Source organism: Cupriavidus necator (genome assembly GCF_013141915.1).
Taxonomy (GTDB): domain Bacteria; phylum Pseudomonadota; class Gammaproteobacteria; order Burkholderiales; family Burkholderiaceae; genus Cupriavidus; species Cupriavidus necator_B.
Window position 1 is genome coordinate 185,031 of sequence record NZ_SROX01000003.1, and the last position, 23,770, is coordinate 208,800.

Here is a 23,770-nt window from a genome sequence, read left to right on the forward strand (position 1 = left end):
TCAGGGCCTCAGCGTGCGCACGCGCTTGCCGTTGGCAAGCCTCACGCCGGCGTCATCGATGCTCACCACCTTCCAGCCGCCATCCAGCGTGTCACCGGCTTGAACCGGCACGGTACGCCCGTCGACATCGAGAATGGCGTTGTAGTGGCCGTCGAAGGCGCGTAGCGACACGAGGCGTGTCCCATCTGACAGCCTTGGGCTGGCCCCACCCGTCGGCATCGGACCGGTCAGCGAAATTGAAGGTGCCCCGCCTGGCTGCGGCGCCCCCGCAGGTGCGGCCGTGATCGAGTCCTCCGCGCGCTTCACTTCCGCCTTGTACTTGGCGATCTCCGCACGGGCCTTCCACAGCGCGAGCTGCGACTGCAGGGTGGCCAGCTCCGGCGCATCCGTGTTCCGAGACGGCTGGGTGGCTTCGACCGGAGCGCCTGCAGTGGTGCCTGCAGTCGCACTCGCTGCAGCGATCGCTGCGGTAGGATCCGTGACCGATTTCGCCGTCGGACTGGAAGCCGGGGGCGAGGTCACGTGGGCAGCCCCAACTGAGGCAACTGCGGCAGCAGCCGGATTGGGCGACGCGAGAGCCGCAGTGGTCGTGGCGGTCGCCGACAGACAAGCAACGGCGATGGTCAAGGCAGCCGCAGCCCAACGAAGATTCAATGCGCGTTTCTGCATAGTGTTGTCTCTGTGTTACAGGAGGCGAGCCGAGATCACGATTGCGATGACCGTGTCTCCCCTGGTGGCGCCGACACCGCCACCAAGAGCAGCCATCCATGGCTCACCGACGCCGTTGTTGGTCGTCGCTGCCTTCTGATTGCGCAGGCCTGTCAGCACCAGGGATTCGCCCGGCTTGAGGCTTACCGACTGCGCGAAGCGATTGGTCGGCATGGTGCGCAGCTGCACGCTGGTCTGATTCGCGTCGCCGCCTGCGTTGAACCGCTGCAGCGGAAGCAGGTCCGACAACGTCATATCGAAGTTCATCAGGATCCGGCCATCGACGACCTTGGGCAGGAACGCGCTGGTAAAGCCATAGGTCACGGTGCCTGTCTGGATGGAACTGGTCGAGCCGACATTCGCTGCCAACGTCGTCTGCGACTGCGGCACGTAGTCCTGCAGGGTTGCCGTCTGCAGGGCGAGCACCTTGCCGTTCTGGGTGACGCCTGAGCGCGACACCACCTGCGACACGTTGCCGAGGCTGGAGAGCGCCTGGACCACGGCCTTGCTTCCTGCCAGGGGGCCGCTCATGATCGTTGCGCCCAGGTTCATGGGCGAGGCGCTGCCGGAGATAGTCGGCGTGCTGGGCGAGCTGAAGGAGACGCCGGTGTGGCCGCTCGAGCTTTGGTAAGCGAGCGACAGGTTCAGGCCGTAGTTGTCCTCGCGCGTTACGCGGACTTCATAGACCTGCACATCGATGGCAACCTGCTTGCCATACATGGCAGCCAGGCTCTTCACGAACTGCTCGACGCGATCGCACTGTACGGGGTCGCCAGTGACCGTCAAAGTGCCCAAGTTCTTGTCAACAACGACCTCAGCACTGGCGCCGGCAACCGCCTTTGCCGTGTGCTGGAGTGTTTCCCAGGGCTTCATCTCGACCGACATGTTCGTCGACTGACCGCTCCTACCCGCGCCGGTCCCGCCAGCACCGCTGCCATTGCTGCTGGCACCGGACATGCCGCCGGAACTGCTGTCCGAGGTGGTGATCGATCCGGCCATGGATGAGGAGTCCGCAAGGCTCGGAAGCATGTAGGTACGCGTCTCGGTCCTGAAGAACGTCACGGTGCCGTCGTTATAGCGAGACCACGCGACAAAATGCGCCTCAAGCACCTCCAGAAATCCTTTGAAATTGCCTTCATAGCGCAGGGTCAACGGCAATGCCGGCGCCATGCTTGCGCCATTCGCCGATACCGAGGCTCCGCCGGCCAGCGGAGCACCCAGGTCCACCACACGCGGAGCCCCACCCATCGGGATAGGCCCACTTGGTCGTGGCCCGGATGCCGGTTGTACTTGAGCCGGGATGACTGGCAGCGCCGACGCGTCCACGGTGGCGCGCACACCGACGCTTTGCGCGATCCAGTTGGCGGCCTCGGTCAGCGAGCCGATGCTGCCTTTGAACACCACATGCTTGCTGTAAATGTCCGGTTGTGGCTTGCTTGCGCGAACCTTCTCTCCCATCAGCCATGCGCCCTCATGCACACGGAACACCGGCCGGCTGCGCGGCGCATCGGCATAGTGCGCGTTGGCCTCACTGCCGATCGCAGTTTGTACATTGCGTGTTTCGATCACGCCGCAGCCGGACATCAACGTGGCGGCCGCCACGGCAGCCGCCGTAAAGCGTTTCCTTCGCATACTCATTGCACTATTCCGTTTTGGCTGATGATCACCGTGCGGTTGCCGCGCCAGCTATCGCCGACCACGTCCGCACCATTGCTCGCGAGCTCTTCGACGACACGCTTGACGGCCGTTTCGAAGTCACTGCCGTAAGCTTTGTCGCCGGGGACGATCCAACCGTCCGGGACGTTCCATGCCACTGTCCAGCCAGCCCGGGTAGCCCAGCCTTGAAGCTGTTGTTGGAGGGGCTCCCCTTTGAGGAGTCTGAACTCATGAGCCACCGGCGCGACGGCCGCCGCAGCGGGCGAGGTGTCACCGGAGCCCAACACGGCGCTGCCTGTTACAGTGGTCCTCATGGGCGACACAGCGGCCAGCAGTGCCTCCCCGCCGGCGGCCTTGCTGGTGCGCTCGGGCTGCAACGACTGCCACCCATCGCTCGACAGTTGTTGTGCTGGATGCGCGCTGGGTGCCTTGGAAGCGTTGGCGGCCGGCGTGACGCACAGACTGGTGACCAGCGAGGCAATAGCCCCGGCGATGCGGATGGTTCGGTTGGATTGGCGCATAGCTATGCTTTCGAATGAACGGAATGGACTACCGCAATGCGGCACGTTGCAGCGCCTGCCACCGGGCATGGATCTGGTTGGCGTACCGCAACTGCTTGTCGGGCGACGCGGCGTTGTATGCGCCAACCGCCTTCCATGTCGGGCCGAAGCGCTGGATGTTCTCGCGCAGAATCCAGGCGCCGACGTAGGCATTCACGCAGCCATCGAAGAGGTGGGCCCGCGTAATGCCGTACTTGCTCAGCCGCGGCAAGTGAATCGAGTTGATTTGCAAGAGCCCAATATCCTCTGAGCCGTTCGTATTTCGGTTAGTCACCCACGGCCTCATGCCGGACTCTTGGATGGCGATGCTCCGCAGCAGCGGCGGGCTGACACCGTGGAATACGGCGGCATCGTCCAGGCAGTCGGCATAGGCAGTCCCAGCCAGCAGTGAGGTGACGATCAGCGCTCCGATCCTGCGAATCATCACAGCGCCACCTTCCCGGGTTGCTCTTTGAACCGCACTTGCGGCACGCGATCCACGTAGACCACGTTTCCGTCGGCGATCACCGTCAATCGCGCCGCAATGCCGTTGAATTTGTAGTAGCGGTCCTTTTGCTCACCGTTGCGCTGGTGGTCATCGCCGAAGACCGACACGCTGACCATCGATTTGGCGAAGCTCAGGTAGGTCGTGCCGTCCTTTTCGAAAGCCATTTCCAACCCGGCGCCGTTCTCTCGCGGGAAGACGTAGTCAATCTCCGGCACGCGCTGCACACTCACGGACTTTCCGTCCGCTATCGCCGTAAACCGGTCGACGGTGGCAAAGGACAGCACGCGCTGGGCCTCATCCCACTTCGTCCAGATCTTGCTATCGGTCTCGTCGCGCAACACCAGGTCCCTGGGCTCCTGCTCGAGCCGAATCTCGATGCGACCCTGCTTGTTGTCGCGGATTGCGACGGCACCGAAGGCCGATGCCAGGGTCGGGCCCTCCGGCAAAGGCGTTCCGGCCACCGGCACCGACGCTGCGGCTTCTGTTGGGCCGCCCGGCTCCATATGGGCTGCTGTCGCAGAAGCTTGCACCAGCCCACCCGTCCCCGCGGCCGACGCTTCACCCATCACCGAGAAGCTCTTCGGAGGCGCAACGCGCAGTGCGATGTTGCGGCGAGTGAAATCCACTTCGGCGTAAAGATCGCGGCGATCGAGGACCCGCGCGAGCGCCTGGAGCCAGTTCTCGCCACCCTGCAGCTCAATCGAGACGTCATCCGTCAGCGGAATGTCCTTCTGCGCCGTGCCGGTCCAACCGGCAGGCGCAATAGACTTGACCATTTGCGCCAATGGCAGGGACGACCGTCCCGCGCGCACCAGTGGCAAGCCCGTATAGCTGCCGATCAAAGCCAGCCTGCCCGAGATCGCCGCGCGCGGCAGATCGCCCAGCGGATTGGCCGGCTCGGACGTAAAGCCGTTGGCTCGCTTCCAACGCGCCACGACCGCCTGGCCGTTGGCCGAATAGCGCACCACATCGGGAACACCATCGACCACCCAGTACGGGCCGTTCTGCGCGGCACCGTCAGCCTGCACCACTTGGCCCGGCCGCGGTTGGATATACGTCGAGAGCCCGTCATTGAAGATCAGGGCAGGCCGATCCGCAGCCCGCGCAACGACCTGGTAATCGAAGTCCAGCGGCTCGGTGTCGGTCGCTGCGTGAGCGCTCGCCATCAACACCAGCGCGGAGAGAAGAAGCGACCTGATCATCGGAATTGGGCGACGTGGTTCATGAAACGAGCGAAGTACGGCCCGCCGCGCTCCGGATTGGCGCTGTGGTACCAGGCCACGGCCTTCATCGGGGAGCCGCTGCGCCGCAGGTTTTCGGCCAGGATGTCCTCCGCTACGCGGATATTGGTCGCCGGTGCGAGCGCTTCCCAAGGCGACGAGAAGCGCTTGCCGTGATAGCACCAGTTCACCTGCATAAGACCGACATCAAAATCGCAGCGCTGGCTGGCCAGCAGGCGGTTGACCGCCGCGTACGCTTCCTCGCGCGTGGCGAAGAACATGCCGCGCCCCGCGACGTTCAAGGTCCACGGCCAAGGGCGGCCGCGGTATGCCGATTCATTCATCGCGATGCCAGCCGTAATCTTGGGATCGACTCGTTGGCCCATCTGAGAAAACGGCTCGGTCTTCGGCGCGCAACCCCACCCGCCACGGCGCTCCGCGAGCGCTTCTTGGGCTGCTTCGGTGAGGATGGGCGGCCGCAGCCAGCCTTCGCGTGCGAGGAGGACAGCGATCGGCACGGCCTTCCCGCCGAGTTGGACGACTGGACCTTCCTCGGCCCCGGGCTCGATCAATGCGCCAACCAGCCTGGCCGACCAGCCTAGAAACGCGTCGAGGCCGCAATACAGGACCGGTTTTCCGGCGATGGTGTGCAGCCGGTCTTTTCCATCGGCATGCACTACCAAGGCGTTCGGGCTGATCACAGCCTGAATCATTGCGGCCTGTGCCGCGCCGGCGAGTACCAGCGTGGTCAGGGCGAGCATGGTCTTAGTCACGATATGCCTCCAGCACCATGTCGTGCTTGACTTGCACCATCATCTTCTGGCCCGGCTCGGTCGTGATCGTCGGACGGATGCTCTGGTTGCGGTTCAGGATGGTGGATGCGGTTTGCGCTGCAATCTGGCCGGCAGCATTGCCGTACGTCGTCAGGCCAGACGGTCCCACGGTTGTGGCTGTGTTGCTGTCATTAAAGCGTTGCTGAAGGACACCGATAACCAGGGCGCCACTGAAGATCTTCCAGAAATGGTTGTTGACGTCTCCACTGATGCCGGAGTGCCCGTTTGGGTCCGCCCCTTGCATACCCATGAGGGGCACCGTCTTCCCATTGGGCAACTGCATACGGACGAACGCGGCGAGGATGCGCTCCTGGCCGATCGTGACCTCGGCGCTGTAGGCACCTACCAGGGTGCTGCCGGCTGGGATCACCTTGCACCGCCCATTCACCGTGTCGTAGACGTCCTGCGAGACGGTCGCGCGGAATTCGCCCGGCTTGTCCGAATTGAGGCCGCCCGCGAACGTTGCCGGGATGACGAAGCCTCGGCTCAGCGTGCACTTCGGGAGCTTGCCGTCGAAGCCGGTGCGCAAGGTCGTCATGGCACCTGCTTCGCGGAGAAACTGCTTGTCCGGCGAGACGGCCAGTTCCGGCGCTTCCGGCGCCCCGTTGGCAGTGCTGGCACGGGCCACGGCGGCTTGCTGCAGCGCCCGCATCTGCGCGGGATCGGTCAGATCAGCAAGCCCGGCCGGCACCTTGGCCTGCCCGAGTTGGGACTTGCGCATGCCCTTCTTGAAGATCGAGGCCGTGAAGATATCGTCTTCTTCGTTCTTCTTCGCATCGGATGCTGCAGCTTTGGCCGGGGCGGCAAGATCCTTCGCCGTCATCACTGGCGCGCTGCCTGTGTCCGGCTTCACTGCCAGTGCGCGTTGGCGCTCCGCTTCAGCACGCGCCTTGGCCGCCTGATCACGAATCGTGGCCTCGAGCGTCTGCCCGTTGTCGCCGCTGCTGGCCCGTTGGCGCAGCTGCTCCGCCCGATCCTGCTCGGCCTTGGCATCGGACTGCTCTTCGCTGACCGACTGGAAGTAGTAGCCGAGCCCGCCCACCAGCAAGGCGGCGATCACGCCCAGCGCCATGACGATGTTGCGCGGCAGCTTTCCCTTGACGGTGCGCTCCTGCGCATCCGTCACATCGGAGACACCGGTGGACGATGTGCGATCGCGCATCAGAACAGCCCCAGGATGCGCCGGCGACCGCGCTCGACCTTGACCTCCTCGCTCCCGGAGCGCAGGGCGATGGCTTCCGCCAGCCGCTGTACGACCAGAAAGTCGCCACGGCGTATGAAGTTCACGACCACATAGTCGCTGCCGTCCTTGGCCAGCGGCACCGGCCAGTCCGCGCCCTTCGGTATCCGCAGCCACACCGCCTTGCCATCATCAAAGGCTGCCTCCGGCTTGAAGCTGGCGCTGCCCGAGATGGAATACTCGAAATTGAGCTGCTCAGGCCCTACGGCAAGGGCATCCGGATTGCGAACGCCCTCCAGATCAGCTCTCCCCTCGCCCCGCTCGCCTCTCGCATCACTACGCGTCTTGGCCTTGGCCGCAAACGTCGTGGGGATACGAAAGCGCACTTTCTGGTAGAAGATGCCGCCCAACGGCGACGATACGAGCGTGAACTCGTAGCTGCGCTTGTTGGTGTTCACTGAAAGGGTATTCACCAGACCCGCCGCTTGGGGCTTCACGTACAGATGGTTCAGGCCATCGGTTTCGTAGTCCCAACGAACGCTCTCACCCCACGCCGGCTCGCCAACGATCTGCTCGTCCTCGGGGAACTCGATCGTGGTCATCTTCAGCGGCGCGCTCAGCACACGAAAGATCTGGTCGCGGTTGTAGGTAAAGACGACGAGGCGGGAGTCACCCGGCAGCGCGATCGGCTCTACGCCGCCGTTAAAGGGGTTGGCCGGGTTCATGGCGTCGCTAATGTCGCCGATGCCGAGGCCCGCGACACTGGCGCCGACCCGGCGCACCGGCTTATCGGCGGCGTGCGCGTCCGGTATGGCAAGAGTCAGCGCCATCACAGCGGCGGCAACCAGGGAACTCAGCGGGGATGACTTGCGGATATCCATGAGCGTAGACCCGGCTTCATGCCGGCGATTTCTGGAGGCTGAAGAAAACGGGATGGACACCGAATGGATTCGTGCCAAGCACGGCGTCGCTCGTCGGCGGTTTTACCTGGTAGCGGAACGTCATCGCGTACCGCATCTTGCGCGGCTTGTAGCCGTCCTCCGTCGTGGTGGTAATGAATTCCACCGCGACGGTACTGTCGGGCAGGACGGCCACATTGGTTACCTTGACTTCGCGGACAAGGGTTGCCGACGCACCGACTTGCCGAAACGGTTCATCCTCTGCCACCCAATCCTCGAACTGCTTGCGAGAGGATCCGATCATCTGTTCGCGGACAGAACGCAGGTTGCGCGCCATCCGTGAGTCCTCGACCTGGGTTGTCAGGATCGGTTCGATGGTGAACCAGCGCGTCACGAGATCCTTGAGGGCCCATTGCAACTGAATGCCTTCCGGCTGGAACGCCTCAAGCTCTCGCACGATCGGCTTGCCGCTCGCATCCGCCGACACGCCTACAGCCTTCACGACCGAAGGCGGCGGTTCACGCGTCATGATCGCCGCCAACGCAATGCAGCCCAGGCCGAGGGTTGCGACCTTCCAATGGTTGCGCTCCACGGAGATTCTTGTGGTGCGATCGAAGATCAGCTGCTCGGGGCTTTCATTGCCATACATCCCTGGCGCAACGGCGAGGGGCTTGGCATTGTCGGAATCTTTGCGGAAGAAGCGCATGCTGCGGCAGTCCTTTGGGATGCCGCCAATTTAAGCAGTGAAGTCACCCCTTCAGGTCGCAGAAAGCCATGCGATTTTGCGCGGCTTTCCGAGAATCTCCGCGATCTCGCCAGATCACGCAGGACACTTGAGAGACCTCCGGACGCTGTAGCGACGCCTGGATCCTGCGACGGGCTTTGGGAGCCGGCTAGAGGCGTCGTTTGATGCTGCCTCTCCCGTCGCACCCTATATCCAACTGCCCCGAAGGAGGATTACCCGGAAAGCCGATGGTTTTGGTATCCCTTTCCGCGAAAACAGCATGAGCATGCTCAGACTTTCCTCTTCGCACCACACCAAGGCGTTGGCTCAGATCAGAGCCGTGCCGAAGAACCGTAGAAAGCTGGCAAAAGTCGTATATCTTTCAACGCGCCACACGATACATCGCCCGCCAACAATAGCGGGCATGGAATCCTCAGTCTCCAACCACCCCATATTGCAACTCAGCCAGCTCGAAGAAAGCGCGGTCGCGATGTTCTTTGAATCGCTCGCGCCAATACGCGCCTACATCGATGCGTCCGATGTGGCCGAGGTCATGGTCAACAGGCACGACAGCATCTGGGTGGAGCGGCGCGGCGAGATGACGCGATTGGACGTGAGGATCGAGCCCGCAAAGTTGGAAGGTGCTGTTCGCTCCCTGGCTTCCTCGGTGCAGAAGTCTGCGGTGCGGGGCACCGCACAAGGCATCATCAATGCGGGCCACAAAGGGCTTCGGATCGCCGCCGTCATGCAGCCCACAGCCATTGACGGCCATGCGCTGAGCATCCGCCGGCACCGCGAGACCAATCTCTCTCTTAGCGACTATGTGAAGGCGGGGGCCTTCTCGTCCCGGCACGCCTGCAGCAAACACACCGATCAGCCCATATTCACGGGCTCTGTCGAAGATGAAGCGCTCAAGGATGCCCTCATTGAGCTTGTCCTGCAGCGGAAGAACATCCTAGTCGCCGGCGGCACATCTTCCGGCAAGACCACATTCTTGAACGCACTGGTCGAGAACATTCCCGACGGCGAGCGTGTCCTGACCATCGAGGACACGATGGAACTCAAAACGCGGGTACCCAATACGGTCCGCCTGCTCTCCAACACCGACAAGAACGTGACCACCCAACAGCTGGTCGCGCTCGCCCTGCGATTCCGCCCCGACCGCATCCTCGTTGGCGAAGTCCGCGGCGGGGAGGCGTTCGACCTGCTGCAAGCGCTGAACACGGGTCACGACGGCGGCATGGCGTCGCTACACGCGAACAACGCCCGCTCGGCCCTCTCCCGCATGGAAAGCCTGGCGATGCTTGGCATCCCGCCAGGCTCTCGTTGGGAACTGGATGACATGCGCAAGCTCATCGCTGAGTGCTTTAACTACGTGGTGCATATGCGCCGCACCGGCGAAATGCGGCACGTCTCGGAAATCATCGAGATCAAGGGCTTCCGCAACAACGACTACGACATCGAACGCGTTTTCTAAACCAAGGAGTCTCTCCAATGTCTTCCCCGTTTGTTCAATGTGCCGCCAAGACGGCGCGCAAGTACGCCCCGTCGATGCTGGTCCTGGTCGGCATGCTGAGCGTGGCCACATCCGCCGTCGCGGCCGACTACGGGTTCCTCGGCAACCTCGGCGAATTCATCTGCGGCATCGCCACGTTCATCAACACGAAGTACCTCTTTGTCGCCGGTCTGATCCTGATCGTCCTGGGCGCTATCGGTATCGCCAACTCCGAGTCGACCATCATGAAGTTCGTCTCGGTGATCTGTATCGGTATCGGTCTTGCCGCTGCAGCCCCGGCGATCATGAAGACGCTCGGCGTTGCTGCCCAGTGCTCCGGATTCTGATATGCGCGAACACCACGTCAGCATTGGGCTATCCCGCCCTCGCCAAATCGGCGGGGCCGTGCGCGGACTGGCCATCGCCAACGGCACGGTGGTCGCTCTGCTGGTGTACGTGACGTTCCGCAGCGGCTGGAAGATCCCCGTCGCGGTGGTGCTGATGGGCATGGCGTTTCATGCGCTCTTGCGCTGGCTCACGACCCGGGATCCATGGTGGAACCAAATTCTGAACGTCTATAACCATTACGGCGATCTGTACGAGTCCACCCCGTGGCACGGCAAGCTGCATACCCTCTTTCGCCGTCCCTACGGCTTTGACAGCGACCTGCCATGCTGAAGTTAAAGCGCCGTCCCCTCTATGAGTTGGTGCCGTGGCTGACATCGATTACGCCGGAACTCGTCCTCAACAAGGATGGGTCGCTACTCGCTTCCTACGCGTTTCAGGGTGTGGACGCCGACAGCCCCGACAGCAATGACATCACGTCTGCGCGCAATCAGCTGGACCAGGCATGCCGTACGTTCGACAACCGGATTACCGCGTGGTGGAAGATCAGCCATCGGCGCGCTCGCGACTACGTTGAAGGAGAGTTCGCCTCGCAGGCCGACGAGCGTCTGGACGCCCTTAACCGGGCGCACATGACGACCGGCAAGTACTTCCACAATGCCCACTCGCTGGCACTCGCTTACACGCCGGAGAGCGGCATCGCGAAGTTCTTCGACAAGGCCGGTTTCCACATGACGGTCGGTGGCAAGTCCATCTACGCGGCGATCTTCGAGGCGACGAAGGACACGCTCTTCGCGCGCAGCGCCTTTGCCTTTGATCTGGAGAAGATCTCGACCGATGCGCGTCGCTTCGAGTCGATGCTCGACGCCTTCACCGGCGGCGTGCCGCGTCTGCGCACGCGCCGCCTTGTCATGCAGGAAAGCTACGCCGCCCTGCACCAGGCTGCCAATCCGAGCGTTCCGCCGAGGCGCATTCGCTACCCGGTGACGCTGCTCGACACCCACCTGACCGAATCCGAAGTGACCGTCGGCGCCGAGCGCCTGTTGTTCGAGTCCGCCCATGGCAAGCGGTACGCGGCAATCGTCGCCGTTAAGGAATGGATGAGCTTTCAGGAAGCGGCACTGGACAGCCTGATGCAGCTCGACGCCGAGCTCGATGTCTGCATCATGTATCGATTCCTCGACACGGCTCGCGCTGCGGCCTACATCGAAAAGGTGAGGCGCTTCTACAAGATGGCAGCGCTCAACATCCGCTCCATCCTGAAGCAGTACTTCGCCAAGGAAGAGGCCGAGAACGACGAGGGCCGCGAGGAACTGGCCAAGGAAGCTGGCAAAGCGCTCCAGCGGCTAACGGCCAAGAACACGCAGCACGGCTTTGCCAACATCTCCATCATCGTCTACGGTGATTCCGAGGCGGCCGTCGAGGACTCGGTCAGCGAGGTGGTTGGGGCGCTCACCAACGCTGGCTTCGGGGCAATCCGCGAGAAAGCCAATCTGATGGCCGCCTGGAACTCTACCCTGCCCGGCCGCTGGGACAAGCAGCGCCGACTGCAGTTCGTCGAGACGCCCGCGGTTTCCGACCTCGCCCCGGTCCGATCGGTCATGCCCGGCCCCTCGCGCAACGACTGGCTCTCGGACAAGGCAGGCAAGGAAGTGCCACCGCTGACCTGCCTGCCCACCCGCCATCGCACCGCGCAGCGTGTCGACCTGCACCAGCCCGGTGGAAATGCCCACCTGATCGTCATTGGCCCAATCGGTGCGGGTAAGTCCGTGTTCCTGAACTTCCTGGTTTCCCAGGCTGGCAGGCACGAAGCTCGCCGCATCCGATTCGACAAGGACAGATCCACTCGCATCACGGCGCTCCTGAGTGGCGGGAAGTTCATCGACATCACCGGCAAGTTCGAAGCGGCGACTCGGGTCAATCCGCTGTCGTTGTTGGCCGATCCTATGAACTTCACCTACGTCTCCGAGTGGGTGACGCTGGCCATTGAGGACGACTCCTTCACGCTTTCACCCCAGCAACGCCAGGATATCTTCGAGGCAGTGAAAATCCTTGCCGGATATGGGCGAGAGAGCTGGACCCTGGGCCGGCTCGCAACGCTGCTGCACGACAGCTTGCGGGAACGTCTGCAAATCTGGCTGCAAGGCGGACAGTACGGGCATTTCTTCGACCATGCCGAAGACGCGTTCGAGATCAGCGACAACCTGTCCATCGAGATGGGGGATCTGTTCCTGAACTATCCGCGGGCGGGCGCGCTGTTCATGGACTATGCGTTTTATCGCATCAGCCAGAGCCTCGGCACGCGATACACGATCATCGAGGTGGAAGAGCTGGGCTTCTTCTTCACCAACAAACGGTTCTACGAGCGGTTCGAAATGTGGATCGTGACCATCCGCAAGCTCAATGCGGCGCTCTGGGGTGCGACGCAATCGCTCAAACAACTGGCCCGGGTTGCCGACTTCGAGATCCTGAAAGAGAACGTCGGCAACTTCATCTACCTACCGAACAGCCAGGCGAACACCAGCAAGGACCTTTACAAGGAGAAGTTCGGCCTGACCGATGACCAGATCCAGATGGTCAACGATGCAGTACCGAATCGCGACTATCTGTGGATCACGCGCTCCCAGACCCGGATGCTGCAAAGCCCGTTCTCCGACGAGATGGTGGCGATGTTGCGCTCGGATGGTGTCGCGCAATCGATTCTTGATCGTCATTACGCGTCGGGTGCACCCGACTGGCAGCAAAGCTACGTGCGCGAAATGCTCGCGCGATCCGTCTAAGGAAAGTTCCAGTGAACAAGTGGTTCATCAAGGCCGCGGTCGCGGCATCCCTTCTTGTTTCGTCGGTGGCCCACGCCAGCGGGCTTCCCGTTATCGATGTGGCCAATCTGGTCCAGACGACGCGGACCGCCCTGCAATCGCTGAAAACGGAGATCTACGAGAACACAAACATTGCCTATCAATACCGGATGATGGCCAACCAGCTGCTGCAGGCCACCGGCATGGACCCCGTGCACCTGGCTGAACAGCTGGACGCCATCAAGGACGACATCGGCAAATACGACGTCTACGGCGTGACGCTGAAGGATCTCTATGGCACGGTTTCCGAGAATGCCGACTACCTGAGCAAGGTTCAGAGCATGGTGGCCGCATCCGGCAAATCCAGCGGTCAGTGGCTTGAAGATCAGCGCACGCTTCTCACCAACGGCGACAAGACCGCGAAGAACCTGTTCAACCTGGGCAACAGCGTCGTCAAGAACGTGCAGACCCAGGCGAAGCGACGCCAGAAGATCCAGAAGGAAATGAAGCTGACTGGAACGGCACAAGCTGCTGCCGAAGCGACGAATGAGATGCTGGATGTCCTCGCAAACCAGAACTCCGATCTGCTGCAGATCATGAGCGCCAAGACGCAGTCAGACGCCGACAAGGATCAAAAGGCACTGGCCGTCGAGGCCGAGTCGGTAGACGTCGCGCGCCGGCTGCAGGCAGAACGCGAACAGCAACGTCAGCGCATCCTGAACCTGAAATGAGCCACGCCTCGCTGATCCGACACAGCCTCTGTGCGATGCTCACCGCGCTCGTCTTCAGCTTCCTCACCCTCTTTTCCTGCGTTGCCGTCGCGCAGGAAGCGATCAGCAGTGGGGATAGCGCCACGGCTGCAAGTGCTGGCGCACCTGGTGAGGTCGGTCAAGGCATCAAGAAGGCGCTGGACAAGATGAACGGCCTGCGAAGCGGGCTCATCCAGGCTGCAGTTTGGCTCAGCGAGCGGACGCGACCTGACGCCAACAAGATCGCATTCGGACTCGGGGTAATCACCCTCGTCTTCGCCGGCCTACGATTCGCGGCAACGAGCGACGCAGTATCCGCGTGGACGGATCTCTTTGAGACCTTTCTGGTAGTTGGCATCTTCGCGTCTCTCTACGCCAGCTACACCAGCTTTGCGCCCGGGCTGTTTGTTTGGTTCAACGATCTCGCCCAAGCTATCAACGGGGGGGTAGACATCTACAACGTCCCAATCTCGTTGGCAAGGACCGGAGGTAGCTTCTACGACTCCGTGCTGAGGACACTACTCGCGGGGTTCGCCAACCCACTCAAACTGATTGATGCCGTCGTCTCAGCGATTCTGTTCGGCTTGGCATTCATTGCGGTGCTGATTGCGGCCTTGATCTACTCGTGGTTCATTCTGGTGGGTCACCTGCAGGTAGCCGTAGGCATCGTGGTGGGCCCACTAGCCGTCGCATTTGGCATGGCGGACGTCTCCCGAAAATACTTCACAGCGTGGCTGGACTACATGGTTACAGGATCGATGTATATGGTGGTCGCCGCCATCATCTCTCAGCTGGTGAGCGCCACACTGCTCAGCATCGTCTCAGACGTTGGCAACATCGGCACGGACACGCTTCTTGCTGCAAGCTACGCACTCAGTATTGCCATCCTATTGGGCTTTGTCGCGCTGGAGATTCCGAAGATCGCCGGATCTCTCTTCGGAACTGGTGGCGGGGTGAGTGGCACCGGTGGCATGAAGATGTTTGGGCGCGGAGCCTGGAACCTCGGCAGGAAGTTGGCAGGGAAATGATGACCCCTCACATTCACCTTTCCGCTTCCGATCTCCTTTCCTCCCAGGCAGACCGCGTCGCGCTCATCCGACAGTACGCCAACGAAGCGGATGGCGCGGACTTCAACAGCAAGTGGCTTGATGTGCTGGAGCGTTGTGCGACGTGGTTCTCCAGCATGCCGCTGCGCCACAACGAGCACGCCGAGGCCGGTGGTGCGTTCCGGGCAACGGTTGAGGCGGCCTACTTCGCCATGCGCCTGTCTGGCGCACAAAAGTTCGCGGCCAATCAGACGTCCGAACGGCGCAGGCAGTTGGAACCGCAATACCTGTATGCGCTGTTTCTCGCCGCCTGCTGCTCCCGCCTTGATGAGTCATGCCGACACTTCAAATTCTTTCGGGATAGGGATGGGGCGGAGTGGATCCCCGCCGTGCATGGAGCTTTCGGTCCGTGGCTAAGCGATGACACGTATCGCGTCACCCGTCGCGATGCGGTGCTCCCACTGGAGCGCATGCGCACCGCGTTGCTGGCGCGCGAGATTCTTGGTGCGGACCGGCTCGCACAGTTCGACGGCCAGGTCCTCGCTGATCTTTTTGGCGCCATCAACCCCGAGCCTCGACCGACCGGACTCGAGACCTTGCTTCAAAAGGTTGTCCGGCAGGCCATCGACACAGTGACACAGTTCGAGATCAAAGCCCGCCGCGCCGCCTTTGCGCCCGACAGGACGCCTGCACCGAGTGTCGAAGCGCTAGCCGCCGCGGTAGATTCGACCCAGATCAAGGCACCCGCCCCACCAGCACCGGCGCAAGCCGATTCGACACCCGGCCCGGAGAACGCGAGCACCGTGGTGGTGTCGCAGATGGAGAAGGAAGCAGGCCCTGGAACTGGCGAAGCCCAGTCTCAAGCCGAGACAGCCGAAGGCACGCAACGCGAGGTAGCGCGAAGCATCGTACAACTCGACGGCACCAAGTCGCTGCGCCCCGATCAGGCTGCCGACCCCTTCAAGGAAGCCTTGGAGGGTGCGTCCAACCTGATGCGCGAGTTCTTCAGGGCGCTAGCACAGGACGTGTCAGCGGGAAAGGTGAAAGTATCGTGGGTCGATAACAAGCTGGCAATTAGCAAGCGCATGCTCGGCAATTACGGCATCGCGTCCGAGACGCTCATCGACAACCTTCGCAAGTTCCAGCTGCTCTACAAGATCGTCGGCCAAGACATCCTTCTGGTTGACAAGGTGGCGAACCTCATTGCGTCCCCTCCGCAATCCCCAGAGAGCAGCGAGTGATGCACCACTACATCAATCACTTTCGGCCCATTTATGAATTCCGGGCCGCGATCGGGTGGCTTCTTGCCGCAGCTTTGATGTTGCTAAGCGATATGCCGAGCGCCGGGTATTTTTCCCTGTTCTGCGTTGGCATGCTGCTGTTCCGGTCTACACAGGTTTGGCGCGCGCTGAAGTTTCGGCTGGCCATCTCCACCAAGTGGCTTGCGGTCCTTCCGATCGAGGCGCTCCTCGCGCTGAGCGCTCGCATACGAAAGACCGACGATGCCATGTATCTTGGCACTGGCTTTGAGTGGACACAGAAGCATTGCCAGATCGCGCACGACATCCTTCGCATGCCGTCAAGCGATATTCCCGGCTTGCCGCGGTGGCTGCCGCAGCCTATAGTGGAGCGCGTCGAGAAACTGCTCGCGCCTGCGGGCAGCATTGCCGACCATTCGCCCCAGGGCAAATCATGGATACACGGCATGGAGCCGAAGAAGATCCAGGTGCCCTTTCACTACAAGGCGATGCCCGGCCATACATCGGTAAGCGGGACGACCGGCTCAGGCAAGACCCGGACCTACGAGGTCATTTCGACCCAGGTCATCCACAATCCCAACGACGTTTTAATCGTCATCGACCCGAAAAATGACGGCGAGTGGGTCGCACGTGTCAAGCGCGAGTGTGAGCGCACTGGGCGCAAATTTCTCTACTGGAAGCAGGCCGCTCCCTCGCAGTCCATCCGCCTGAACCCGTTAGAAAATTGGTCTCAACCCTCGGAAATCCCAACTCGCATCGCCCAGCTGATGGAGGAAGGACCCTTCCGCCAGTTCGCATTCTTGTTCATCGACCGCGCGGTAAAGGGCGAACTCTACGTCGGCGACAAGCCGAACCTGCGGTCAATCCTTCAATACGCCCAGAACGGCATTAACAATCTTCTGGATCGGGCCCTGCAGCGCTTCTTCCCTGAAGCCGGCAAGCCGGATTGGGAAGAGGAGGTGATGGGCTACATGCAACAGGCCGGCCAGCGCCCAGGCGGCACGCGCTTGGACGGGATGGCCCGGCTCTACATCGAGCGCTTCTCCGACAAGGGGAATGGCCACGAGGCTATCGATGGCCTCATCGCCACGTTCCAGCACGATCGGGACCACTACGGCCGCATCATCGCCTCTGCCCTGCCGTTGCTCCAGATGCTGGCCACCGGCGAGACGGGCCTCATGCTGGCGCCAAAGGCAGACGACTTCGACGATGACCGTGAGATCTGGGACATCGATAAGGTCATCAAGCAGAAGGCGGTGCTCTATGTCGGTGCGGATTCGCTCTCCAACTCTATGGTGGCCCAGGCTGTCATGTCGATGCTGCTAGCCGACATCGCTTCCGTCGCCGGTTCCATTTACAACTTCTACAAGAAGCCTCCAGAGATCGTCCTGATCGTCGACGAGGCAGCCGAGGCGATCAACGAGCAGATGCTGCAGATCCTGAACAAGGGCCGTGGCGCAGGCTTCAAGGCATTCGTCGCCTACCAGACACGCTCGGACTTCACCGCCAAACTGGGAAACGTGGCGAAGATGCAGCAGGTTTTAGGCAATCTGAACAACCAGCTCGTCTTACGATTGGAAGATATCGACACGGCCGAGTGGTTCTGCGAGAAGGCTGGCACCACGGCCATCCGGAATGTCGTGGTGTCGAGCAGCACAAGCACTGGCACCGAGGCGCATGTCGGGGAGTTCAGCGGTTCCGTGTCACGTTCGACCCAGCTTGAGAAAGCGCCATTGATTCCGCATGAGTTGATCATGCAGTTGCCCAACCTGCAGTACTTCCTGCGTATCTCCGGTGGCTCCGTCTACCAGGGTCGAATTCCAATTATCCAAGGTTAAAAGGTCAATGCGCACCAGCCTGTTCCGACAAATCGCCAAGGAATACAAACTCTCCGCGAAGCTCTCGCCCGTTTTCATCGTCTCGCCAGACCTGGACGACGTATGCACGCGGGTAGTCGAATACATCGGCGTGAACTTCCGCGTGCGTGAAGACCCGTTGGTCAAGGAGATGCTAACAGACGCTATCGCCGCCTGGCGCGCCGCTCGAAAGCATGGTGACGCCAACGCGGCCTTCATGAAAGGTCTGTTCGGCCGTGCCCACGATCTCTACGCCAAGCGCTACGCCGCATTCAAGGGCGAGAAGTACAACGTTTGGTATCCCTATCACGAGTCGATCCCCTCTTTCGAGCAACGCCAGCCCATCGGCTACGTCTGCCAGGTGGTAGACGAACCAGTTCCCGGGAATGTGACGCAGCGATGCGCAGCATTCCAGTTGGCCGCACGCGTGCTGACCGGGTACAGCTTTACCCGCTACTTCGAGAACTACGATGTCGCTCGAGACTTTGCATACTAAGGCGAGGCAATCGCTCGCTTCGCTGCGCAAGACCCAGCCGCGGATCGCCGCACGGCTCTTTCGCGTCGACGAGGCACTCGCGTTCGAAATGCAGGCGTGGATTTCCGCAGGGAATGCGGATACCCCGATACCAAGCGCATTCCTGCTCGGCAACGCGGCCCCGTGCTTCGCGCTGATTGGCATTGCGGCGCGTAAGCCGGCATTGTTCTGGGGCGCGCTCGCTGCGATCCCTGCGCTGCCTGTTCTGCTCGCTCTGCACTGGATCTGAGCCATGGCCAACAGTCGATTCGTCTCCCATGTTCGGATGTGGATGCTAGCCGCGCCGCTGATGATATGTGCCATCGCTCCGTTCATACAGGACGATGCCGTATTCGAAGTGAGTGAAGCGGAACAGGGTTCGGTTGAACATGTGCTCGGACAGCCCAAGGCGGACAAGGCAACGATGTTGGCTAACGACCGCTTTGATCGATGGTTTGTCCGGTCTGGTGCGTTGCGCGCATCGTTCTCCGGCTCGGATGCGAACACGGCGCTACCCGATGCCGGCGCATCCGAATTTGGGCGTGGTTGGATGCGGCACTTCTGGTTGACCATCTATCGAGCGGTCTATCGGTCGGCGGTTGCGCATTACTGGCTGTTTGGCGGCATGGTGCTGCTTGCTGCGCTGCTCAACGACGGCGCCGTGTCGAGAAGGATCCGAGCCGCCGGCGCTGGGTTCGCGAACCCGGTGACGTTCCATGTCGCCGCACATGGCTTGCTGCTGTGCTTCGGCTTCGGTGCATCCGCCCTGCTGCTTCCGATTTCCCTGCTGGCCTACTGGTGGACCTTAGGCGTCTGCCTGGTCGGCTTGCTCAGCTGGCGCCTTGCGGCGTCATTTCATGTCGGCAAGTAGTCGACACCATCTTTCTGAATGCCAAAGGCCAAGTGGCTGGCCATCCAAGGAGAAATTATGACCACTACCGATCTAATCCCTGCCGAGCTGCCCGCTACGGTCAGCGAACTGCTTGATCAGCCACTGGCCGCTGTTGCGGTCGACGTTGCCGGCACCGCGGATCGGCCCGATGACGTCGAGTCGGAGCTGCTTGAGATGGAGGCGTCTGCCGACGCCCTGCGGAAGGAAGGCATCATTTCAACGGCTGACCTGGAGAAGAAGAAGGCAGAGGTCGAGCGCACCCGCAAGCTGTTCCGCGAACTCTCGCCGGCAGACCGCCAAGCCATCGTTCGCCGGCGTCGCGAACTGGGTCGTCAAATTCTCGAGCGCGAGCTCGCTGGCGCGGCTGTCGTGGCCGTCGGACTGAAGTTGAATCACACCCGACTGCGGCCGCTGTTCGAGCAATGGTGGCCGTACATGAACCGCATGTCGCTCAACCTGCAGCGCTTCGGTCAGTCGACCTTCTCGCGCAGCGAATTATCGACCATCGAAACGTTCCTGGAGCGTGAGTTGGCAAAGCTCGAGGACTATGTCGACGAGCAGCTGCGCGTCGCAACCGCCTACCGCCAGCAACGCGAGCAGGAGATGCGGGCCAAGGACGACATCGTTTTCGAACCGACGATTACGCGGCCGTCCGTCGAGCTGGAGGTCCAGGCCTACTCTCGCTTTGCCGTCCGAGCGCTTCAGGTCCTCATCAAGTTCGACCAAACCATGGACCAGTTCGATTTCATGGTCTGGAACGGGATCCGCGACATGACGGACGTCAATGACGAGGTCACGAGGTTCCTGCGAAAGTTCCAGCCGCTCGGCCTCCGCTGCTATACGACACACCTGAAGCTGATGACCACCGTTCGCGGCGTCTGACTGTCCGCCTGCACGGTCCCGCTCAGTCACACCAAGTCCCACCAAGCCCTAGTTTCTACCCTCCGTTTAGAAGTAAGAGGATTGGCACTCTGTGGGACGCAGTGCCACTTGGTGATGGCTAGTGGGACCACGTGAGACATGATCTCACTTTCGAACGTATCAACAGACGTCGACATCTGCCCCGAGGTACCACTTCGGGGTACTTGCTGTTTTGAACCGGCACCAAGTGCCACTTACTGCCACACTGCGATCGCCATGTCGCTCGAAAAGGTATTGGAAGGACTGAACCCCGCCCAGCGCGAGGTGGTCGACCTGCGTCAGCACTGCGTCGCCGTGGCCGTGCCAGGCGCCGGAAAGACGGCGACGATTGCGGCGAAGGCAGCCGTGCTGCTCGCCAACCCAGACGTGACGGTGGGCGCGGTAACGTTCAGCAAGGACGCTGCGGTCGAATTGCGTGACCGTATCCTGGCGCTAGCCGGGGCCGATGCCAAGAAGCGACTGCTCGCGGGCACCTTCCATTCGCTGGCCTATAAGCAACTCGGGAAGGGAACCGGCAAGCTCACCGATATCGTCCACGACGGCGTTCGATTCGCTATCGTCGGGCAGATCCTGCAGGAAGGGGGATTTGATGGGAAGGTCGAGGATGCGATCGCTGCGATTGAGCGCGCCAAGATGCAACTGGCCGACCCGCCTTCAGGAACTGTGGAGGCTCAATTGTATGAGGCCTATCAGAGCGCCCTGGCCCGGAACGGCAAGATCGACTTTCAGGACATGCTGCGGTTGGCTGTAGCTGGGATGCAAAGCGGAACCATTGCGCCCTACCGTATGACGTACCTGCTGGTCGATGAGTACCAGGATTGCGACAGCTTGCAATCACGCTGGACGGCGCTGCACGCGGAGGCCGGTTCGATAGTGACGGTGGTCGGGGACGATGATCAATCGATCTACGGATTTCGAAGTGCGCTCGGATTTCGGGGCATGGAGGTATTCATCAAAGAGTTCGACGCACGGTCCGTCATCCTCGGGAAGAACTACCGCTCACACACTGAGATCCTGGACATCGCGGATCGTGTCATTCGAAACAACAAGGACCGTATCCTGAAGGAGCTGGTAGCCCATCGCGGGCCTGGCGGCGCTATCGAGTTCAAGCGATTTGAGGACGAGTACAAGGAAGCCGTTTCAGCCGTTGAGGCGCTGACACCGGTTTTGCGGGCTGGCAAAACGGCGGCCGTGCTGGCGCGGACGAACCGCATTCTCGATCCATTGGAGGCCGTCTGCCGCTCGCACGGTATCAAGTACTACCGGGCAACCGGCCGCTCTATCCTCGATCGCCCGGAGGCAGCGTTGATGGGGGACCTGCTGGAACTGATTCAGAAGTCCAAGAGCTCTGGCATCGATGCCCTGCTAGGTTTCGCCGGAATCAGCTCGCATGAGCTGCAGCTGCTACACACGCAGACTACGGCGAAGCCGGAGGGATCGATTCCGCGAAAAAAGGACCTGGTGCAGGCCGGGATCGCAGAACCAACAGTCGACAAGTATCGCGATTTCCTGAAGAAGCTGGCGGAATGGCAAGCGCTCTGTGAACGCGAGTTCCTTTCCCTCGTTCTCGATGGCGTGCGCGAATGGATGCTCAAGTTTGTGGCGGACGAGCCGGGCAAGCGCGCTATCAATACCGCATATGACGTCCTGACGCGGCTGAACGGTCCATTCTCGGAACGCGTGCTGTTTCTGCGCCAAAAGAATAACGAGCCGGCCGACGACGCCTTGGTGCTGACGACCATGCATGCCTCCAAGGGGCGCGAATGGTCGGCTGTTGTTGTGATCCGGGCCGAGGAAACCATCGTTCCGGACGAAGCCAGTCCGGAGAGTGAGGAGCGGCGACTTTTCTACGTTGCCCTCACGCGCGCCCGCGACTGGCTGCAGATTTCTACGGCAAAGAAGAACCCCACGTCCCGGTTCGTTGTTGAAGCCGGGCTAACTTGATTTATTAAGCAACCGATCGTTCGTGGCGTCTGATGGTTGCGAGCTCCCTGCCATCGCGCGTGCCATAGCCGTCCGGCACTTCATTTTTGTGCGTAGCGGTGGCACTCGGATTTCAAGGAGGGGTTGTTGAGCCCGTAGGCATCCTCATAAGCGAAAAAAGCCTGGAGTCCGCATGCTCCAGGCTTTTAATCGGCATTGACAAAAGGCGTAGCGGGCTTCAAAACCCTCTTGACTCGTCCAACAACAAGACAGTCTGAGTTTATGAAGCCCACCCTTCGTTGTCAATGCTCCCCACAAGTTTGCGCATTGATCGAAGAAGATGAGATATCGCTTCGACGGGCTTCCTATTGCCCGAAGAACAACAACGTGTGGCGGTGCGCCGCACTCTCCGGCCCCTGTCGAAAGCCACGGTTCGCAAGCCAAGCCAGCCAGGTGCGATGCCGGCCGGCTGCCGGAGCGGATTCTCAGAGCGATCGCGTTGGTCTACGAGTCCGATGGGCTCCGCGCTTTGCACATCACCAATCGCCAAGTCTTGGCAACGCTCATCCGCTTCGCCCTGAACCAGAAGGATCCCACCTCGCTCGCCTTCATAAAGAAGGCAACGATTGCGCAGCACCTCGCGATTAGCGAGGCCACTGTCTATCGGGCGCTTGGCGCACTTGAAGACGCCGGGCTTATTGAGCGTGAAAGGCAGCAACGCACGAGGACGCAACTCGAGGTTGTCGGGCGCATCGGGTTCACCGCAAAGTTGCTACAGTGCATCGGGATCGCTAGCCGGGAGCTTGGGCACCCAGAACCTCGAACGGGCTCCGATGAGTCGCGGTCCAGCTCCGCATGTCTCGCACCGGTGAGTGGCGTAAACAACCCCAACCAGTCTTCTACGAAGAAACATTCGGGGCCGAGAGAGTTTGTGCAAATTGATGATCGGGCCGTGCCCATTGATCTAGCGCCTCTCGTGCGTGACCAAGAGCTGACGACGTCCGCCCTCTTCCTTTTGATGCGGCTCGCGAGGGAGGCCGGCCACCGACTGTCGGACGTTGTTTCGGCAGCGGGTCACTTTCTTGGTCCACTCCGGGGACGAGAGCTGTTCGCCTACCTCAAGTCTCTCCTCGGAAGGCCCATAGACTATAGGCATGTCGTCCAAACTCGGAAGGCCCAAGAAGACGAGAGGCGCGCAACCGCCGCGCAGGCGGCACAAGACCGGCTGGAGGTTGCCCAACTCATTGAGCGATACCGTGGGCGACGGGTGTCTGCACCCGACGGTCGGATCTATGAGGTCGACTCGGCGTCGATTGTGATCACCGAGGCCAACGGTCGCCGTAATTCATTAGGGCATGAGCAAGCGCGTGCCTGGCTGATCGAGATGGACAGAGCTGCGACTGGGCTCTCGCGTGCCCTAGCCCAGCCGTCGTCAGCGAAACGGTCATCGTCGGCCATGGCACAGGCCGCTATTGAGCAAGTTCGCGGCATCCTCGGTGGCAGACCTCCTTCCAACATGTTCAGTCGGCCTGCTTAATGAGGGCATCGGCGTTGCGCATTTGGTGGGCCGGGTGGGATTTGAACCCACGGTGTCCTCTCGGAGGCGGATTATGAGTCCGCTGCCTGCAACCAGCACGGCGTCCGGCCCTGAGTATTGCGCACCTGCACTTCCAGGTGCGGCGATTGTATGCGTGCAGCCGAGGTT

The 23,770-nt window shown here is 61.4% G+C and carries 22 protein-coding genes and 1 tRNA gene; 13 read left to right on the forward strand and 10 right to left on the reverse strand.

Annotation, left to right across the window (positions count from 1 at the left end; all coding sequences use genetic code 11):
* Genes pilP through E5S69_RS08790 form a run of 9 tightly spaced genes read right to left on the reverse strand, consistent with a single transcriptional unit; the run spans position 1 to position 8,249 of the window.
* Positions 1 to 669 (reverse strand): type IV pilus biogenesis protein PilP, encoded by a 669-nt coding sequence (pilP, locus tag E5S69_RS08750; protein WP_081050309.1) that lies wholly within the window; start codon positions 667 to 669, stop codon positions 1 to 3.
* A gap of 15 nt (positions 670 to 684) precedes the next feature.
* Positions 685 to 2,346 carry a type II secretion system protein GspD gene (locus E5S69_RS08755; protein ID WP_058698195.1) on the reverse strand — a complete coding sequence of 554 codons (1,662 nt, stop codon included), beginning with the start codon at positions 2,344 to 2,346 and terminating at the stop codon, positions 685 to 687.
* A complete protein-coding gene (locus E5S69_RS08760) occupies positions 2,343 to 2,885 on the reverse strand; it encodes a toxin co-regulated pilus biosynthesis Q family protein (RefSeq protein WP_058698196.1) in 543 nt (180 codons plus the stop codon). Before E5S69_RS08760 ends, E5S69_RS08755 begins: the two co-directional genes overlap by 4 nt.
* A 28-nt stretch (positions 2,886 to 2,913) precedes the next feature.
* On the reverse strand, positions 2,914 to 3,348 hold the full coding sequence (locus E5S69_RS08765; protein ID WP_058698197.1) for a lytic transglycosylase domain-containing protein: 435 nt from the start codon (positions 3,346 to 3,348) through the stop codon (positions 2,914 to 2,916).
* Positions 3,348 to 4,613, reverse strand: coding sequence for a TrbG/VirB9 family P-type conjugative transfer protein (locus tag E5S69_RS08770; RefSeq protein WP_058698198.1), 1,266 nt, complete (start codon positions 4,611 to 4,613; stop codon positions 3,348 to 3,350). Before E5S69_RS08770 ends, E5S69_RS08765 begins: the two co-directional genes overlap by 1 nt.
* The gene (locus tag E5S69_RS08775; RefSeq protein WP_058698199.1) at positions 4,610 to 5,392 is read right to left on the reverse strand and encodes a transglycosylase SLT domain-containing protein; all 783 of its coding nucleotides are present in this window, start codon (positions 5,390 to 5,392) and stop codon (positions 4,610 to 4,612) included. Before E5S69_RS08775 ends, E5S69_RS08770 begins: the two co-directional genes overlap by 4 nt.
* A gap of 4 nt (positions 5,393 to 5,396) precedes the next feature.
* The gene (locus tag E5S69_RS08780) at positions 5,397 to 6,626 is read right to left on the reverse strand and encodes a TrbI/VirB10 family protein (protein WP_058698200.1); all 1,230 of its coding nucleotides are present in this window, start codon (positions 6,624 to 6,626) and stop codon (positions 5,397 to 5,399) included.
* Entirely contained in the window at positions 6,626 to 7,525 is a 900-nt protein-coding gene (locus E5S69_RS08785; protein ID WP_171514464.1) for a TrbG/VirB9 family P-type conjugative transfer protein, read from the reverse strand. The genes E5S69_RS08780 and E5S69_RS08785 overlap by 1 nt, the downstream gene beginning before the upstream one ends.
* A 16-nt stretch (positions 7,526 to 7,541) precedes the next feature.
* Positions 7,542 to 8,249, reverse strand: coding sequence for a VirB8/TrbF family protein (locus tag E5S69_RS08790; RefSeq protein ID WP_058698202.1), 708 nt, complete (start codon positions 8,247 to 8,249; stop codon positions 7,542 to 7,544).
* A 442-nt stretch (positions 8,250 to 8,691) separates the two neighbouring features.
* Here E5S69_RS08790 and E5S69_RS08795 point away from each other — a divergent pair, with 442 nt between their 5' ends.
* From E5S69_RS08795 to E5S69_RS08855, 13 genes are all read left to right on the forward strand, one after another.
* Positions 8,692 to 9,744 (forward strand): CpaF family protein, encoded by a 1,053-nt coding sequence (locus tag E5S69_RS08795; RefSeq protein ID WP_058698203.1) that lies wholly within the window; start codon positions 8,692 to 8,694, stop codon positions 9,742 to 9,744.
* Positions 9,745 to 9,761: 17 nt separating this feature from the next.
* Positions 9,762 to 10,109, forward strand: coding sequence for a hypothetical protein (locus E5S69_RS08800; protein WP_058698204.1), 348 nt, complete (start codon positions 9,762 to 9,764; stop codon positions 10,107 to 10,109).
* Position 10,110: 1 nt separating this feature from the next.
* Entirely contained in the window at positions 10,111 to 10,440 is a 330-nt protein-coding gene (locus tag E5S69_RS08805) for a VirB3 family type IV secretion system protein (RefSeq protein WP_058698205.1), read from the forward strand.
* Positions 10,434 to 12,887, forward strand: a complete 2,454-nt coding sequence (locus tag E5S69_RS08810) for a VirB4 family type IV secretion system protein (protein ID WP_058698206.1) — start codon at positions 10,434 to 10,436, stop codon at positions 12,885 to 12,887. The genes E5S69_RS08805 and E5S69_RS08810 overlap by 7 nt, the downstream gene beginning before the upstream one ends.
* Before the next feature lie 11 nt (positions 12,888 to 12,898).
* Complete coding sequence (locus E5S69_RS08815) at positions 12,899 to 13,636, forward strand: conjugal transfer protein TrbJ (RefSeq protein ID WP_070940838.1); 738 nt, start codon at positions 12,899 to 12,901, stop codon at positions 13,634 to 13,636.
* On the forward strand, positions 13,633 to 14,682 hold the full coding sequence (locus tag E5S69_RS08820) for a type IV secretion system protein (RefSeq protein ID WP_058698208.1): 1,050 nt from the start codon (positions 13,633 to 13,635) through the stop codon (positions 14,680 to 14,682). Before E5S69_RS08815 ends, E5S69_RS08820 begins: the two co-directional genes overlap by 4 nt.
* Complete coding sequence (locus tag E5S69_RS08825; protein ID WP_058698256.1) at positions 14,682 to 15,941, forward strand: TraI domain-containing protein; 1,260 nt, start codon at positions 14,682 to 14,684, stop codon at positions 15,939 to 15,941. The genes E5S69_RS08820 and E5S69_RS08825 overlap by 1 nt, the downstream gene beginning before the upstream one ends.
* Entirely contained in the window at positions 15,941 to 17,797 is a 1,857-nt protein-coding gene (gene traD, locus E5S69_RS08830; protein WP_058698209.1) for a conjugative transfer system coupling protein TraD, read from the forward strand. The genes E5S69_RS08825 and traD overlap by 1 nt, the downstream gene beginning before the upstream one ends.
* 7 nt (positions 17,798 to 17,804) lie before the next feature.
* Positions 17,805 to 18,311, forward strand: a complete 507-nt coding sequence (locus E5S69_RS08835; protein WP_058698210.1) for a hypothetical protein — start codon at positions 17,805 to 17,807, stop codon at positions 18,309 to 18,311.
* On the forward strand, positions 18,286 to 18,579 hold the full coding sequence (locus tag E5S69_RS32315) for a hypothetical protein (RefSeq protein WP_233528063.1): 294 nt from the start codon (positions 18,286 to 18,288) through the stop codon (positions 18,577 to 18,579). The genes E5S69_RS08835 and E5S69_RS32315 overlap by 26 nt, the downstream gene beginning before the upstream one ends.
* Positions 18,580 to 18,582: 3 nt before the next feature.
* Entirely contained in the window at positions 18,583 to 19,200 is a 618-nt protein-coding gene (locus E5S69_RS08845) for a DUF4400 domain-containing protein (RefSeq protein WP_058698211.1), read from the forward strand.
* Between the two features lie 57 nt (positions 19,201 to 19,257).
* Positions 19,258 to 20,103: a hypothetical protein gene (locus E5S69_RS08850; protein WP_058698212.1), complete on the forward strand. Its 846-nt coding sequence runs from the start codon at positions 19,258 to 19,260 to the stop codon at positions 20,101 to 20,103.
* A gap of 255 nt (positions 20,104 to 20,358) precedes the next feature.
* A complete protein-coding gene (locus E5S69_RS08855; protein ID WP_058698213.1) occupies positions 20,359 to 22,086 on the forward strand; it encodes an ATP-dependent helicase in 1,728 nt (575 codons plus the stop codon).
* A 1,539-nt stretch (positions 22,087 to 23,625) separates the two neighbouring features.
* Here the strand turns inward: E5S69_RS08855 and E5S69_RS08860 are convergent.
* Positions 23,626 to 23,713, reverse strand: a tRNA-Ile gene (locus E5S69_RS08860).
* Between the last annotated feature and the right edge of the window lie 57 nt (positions 23,714 to 23,770).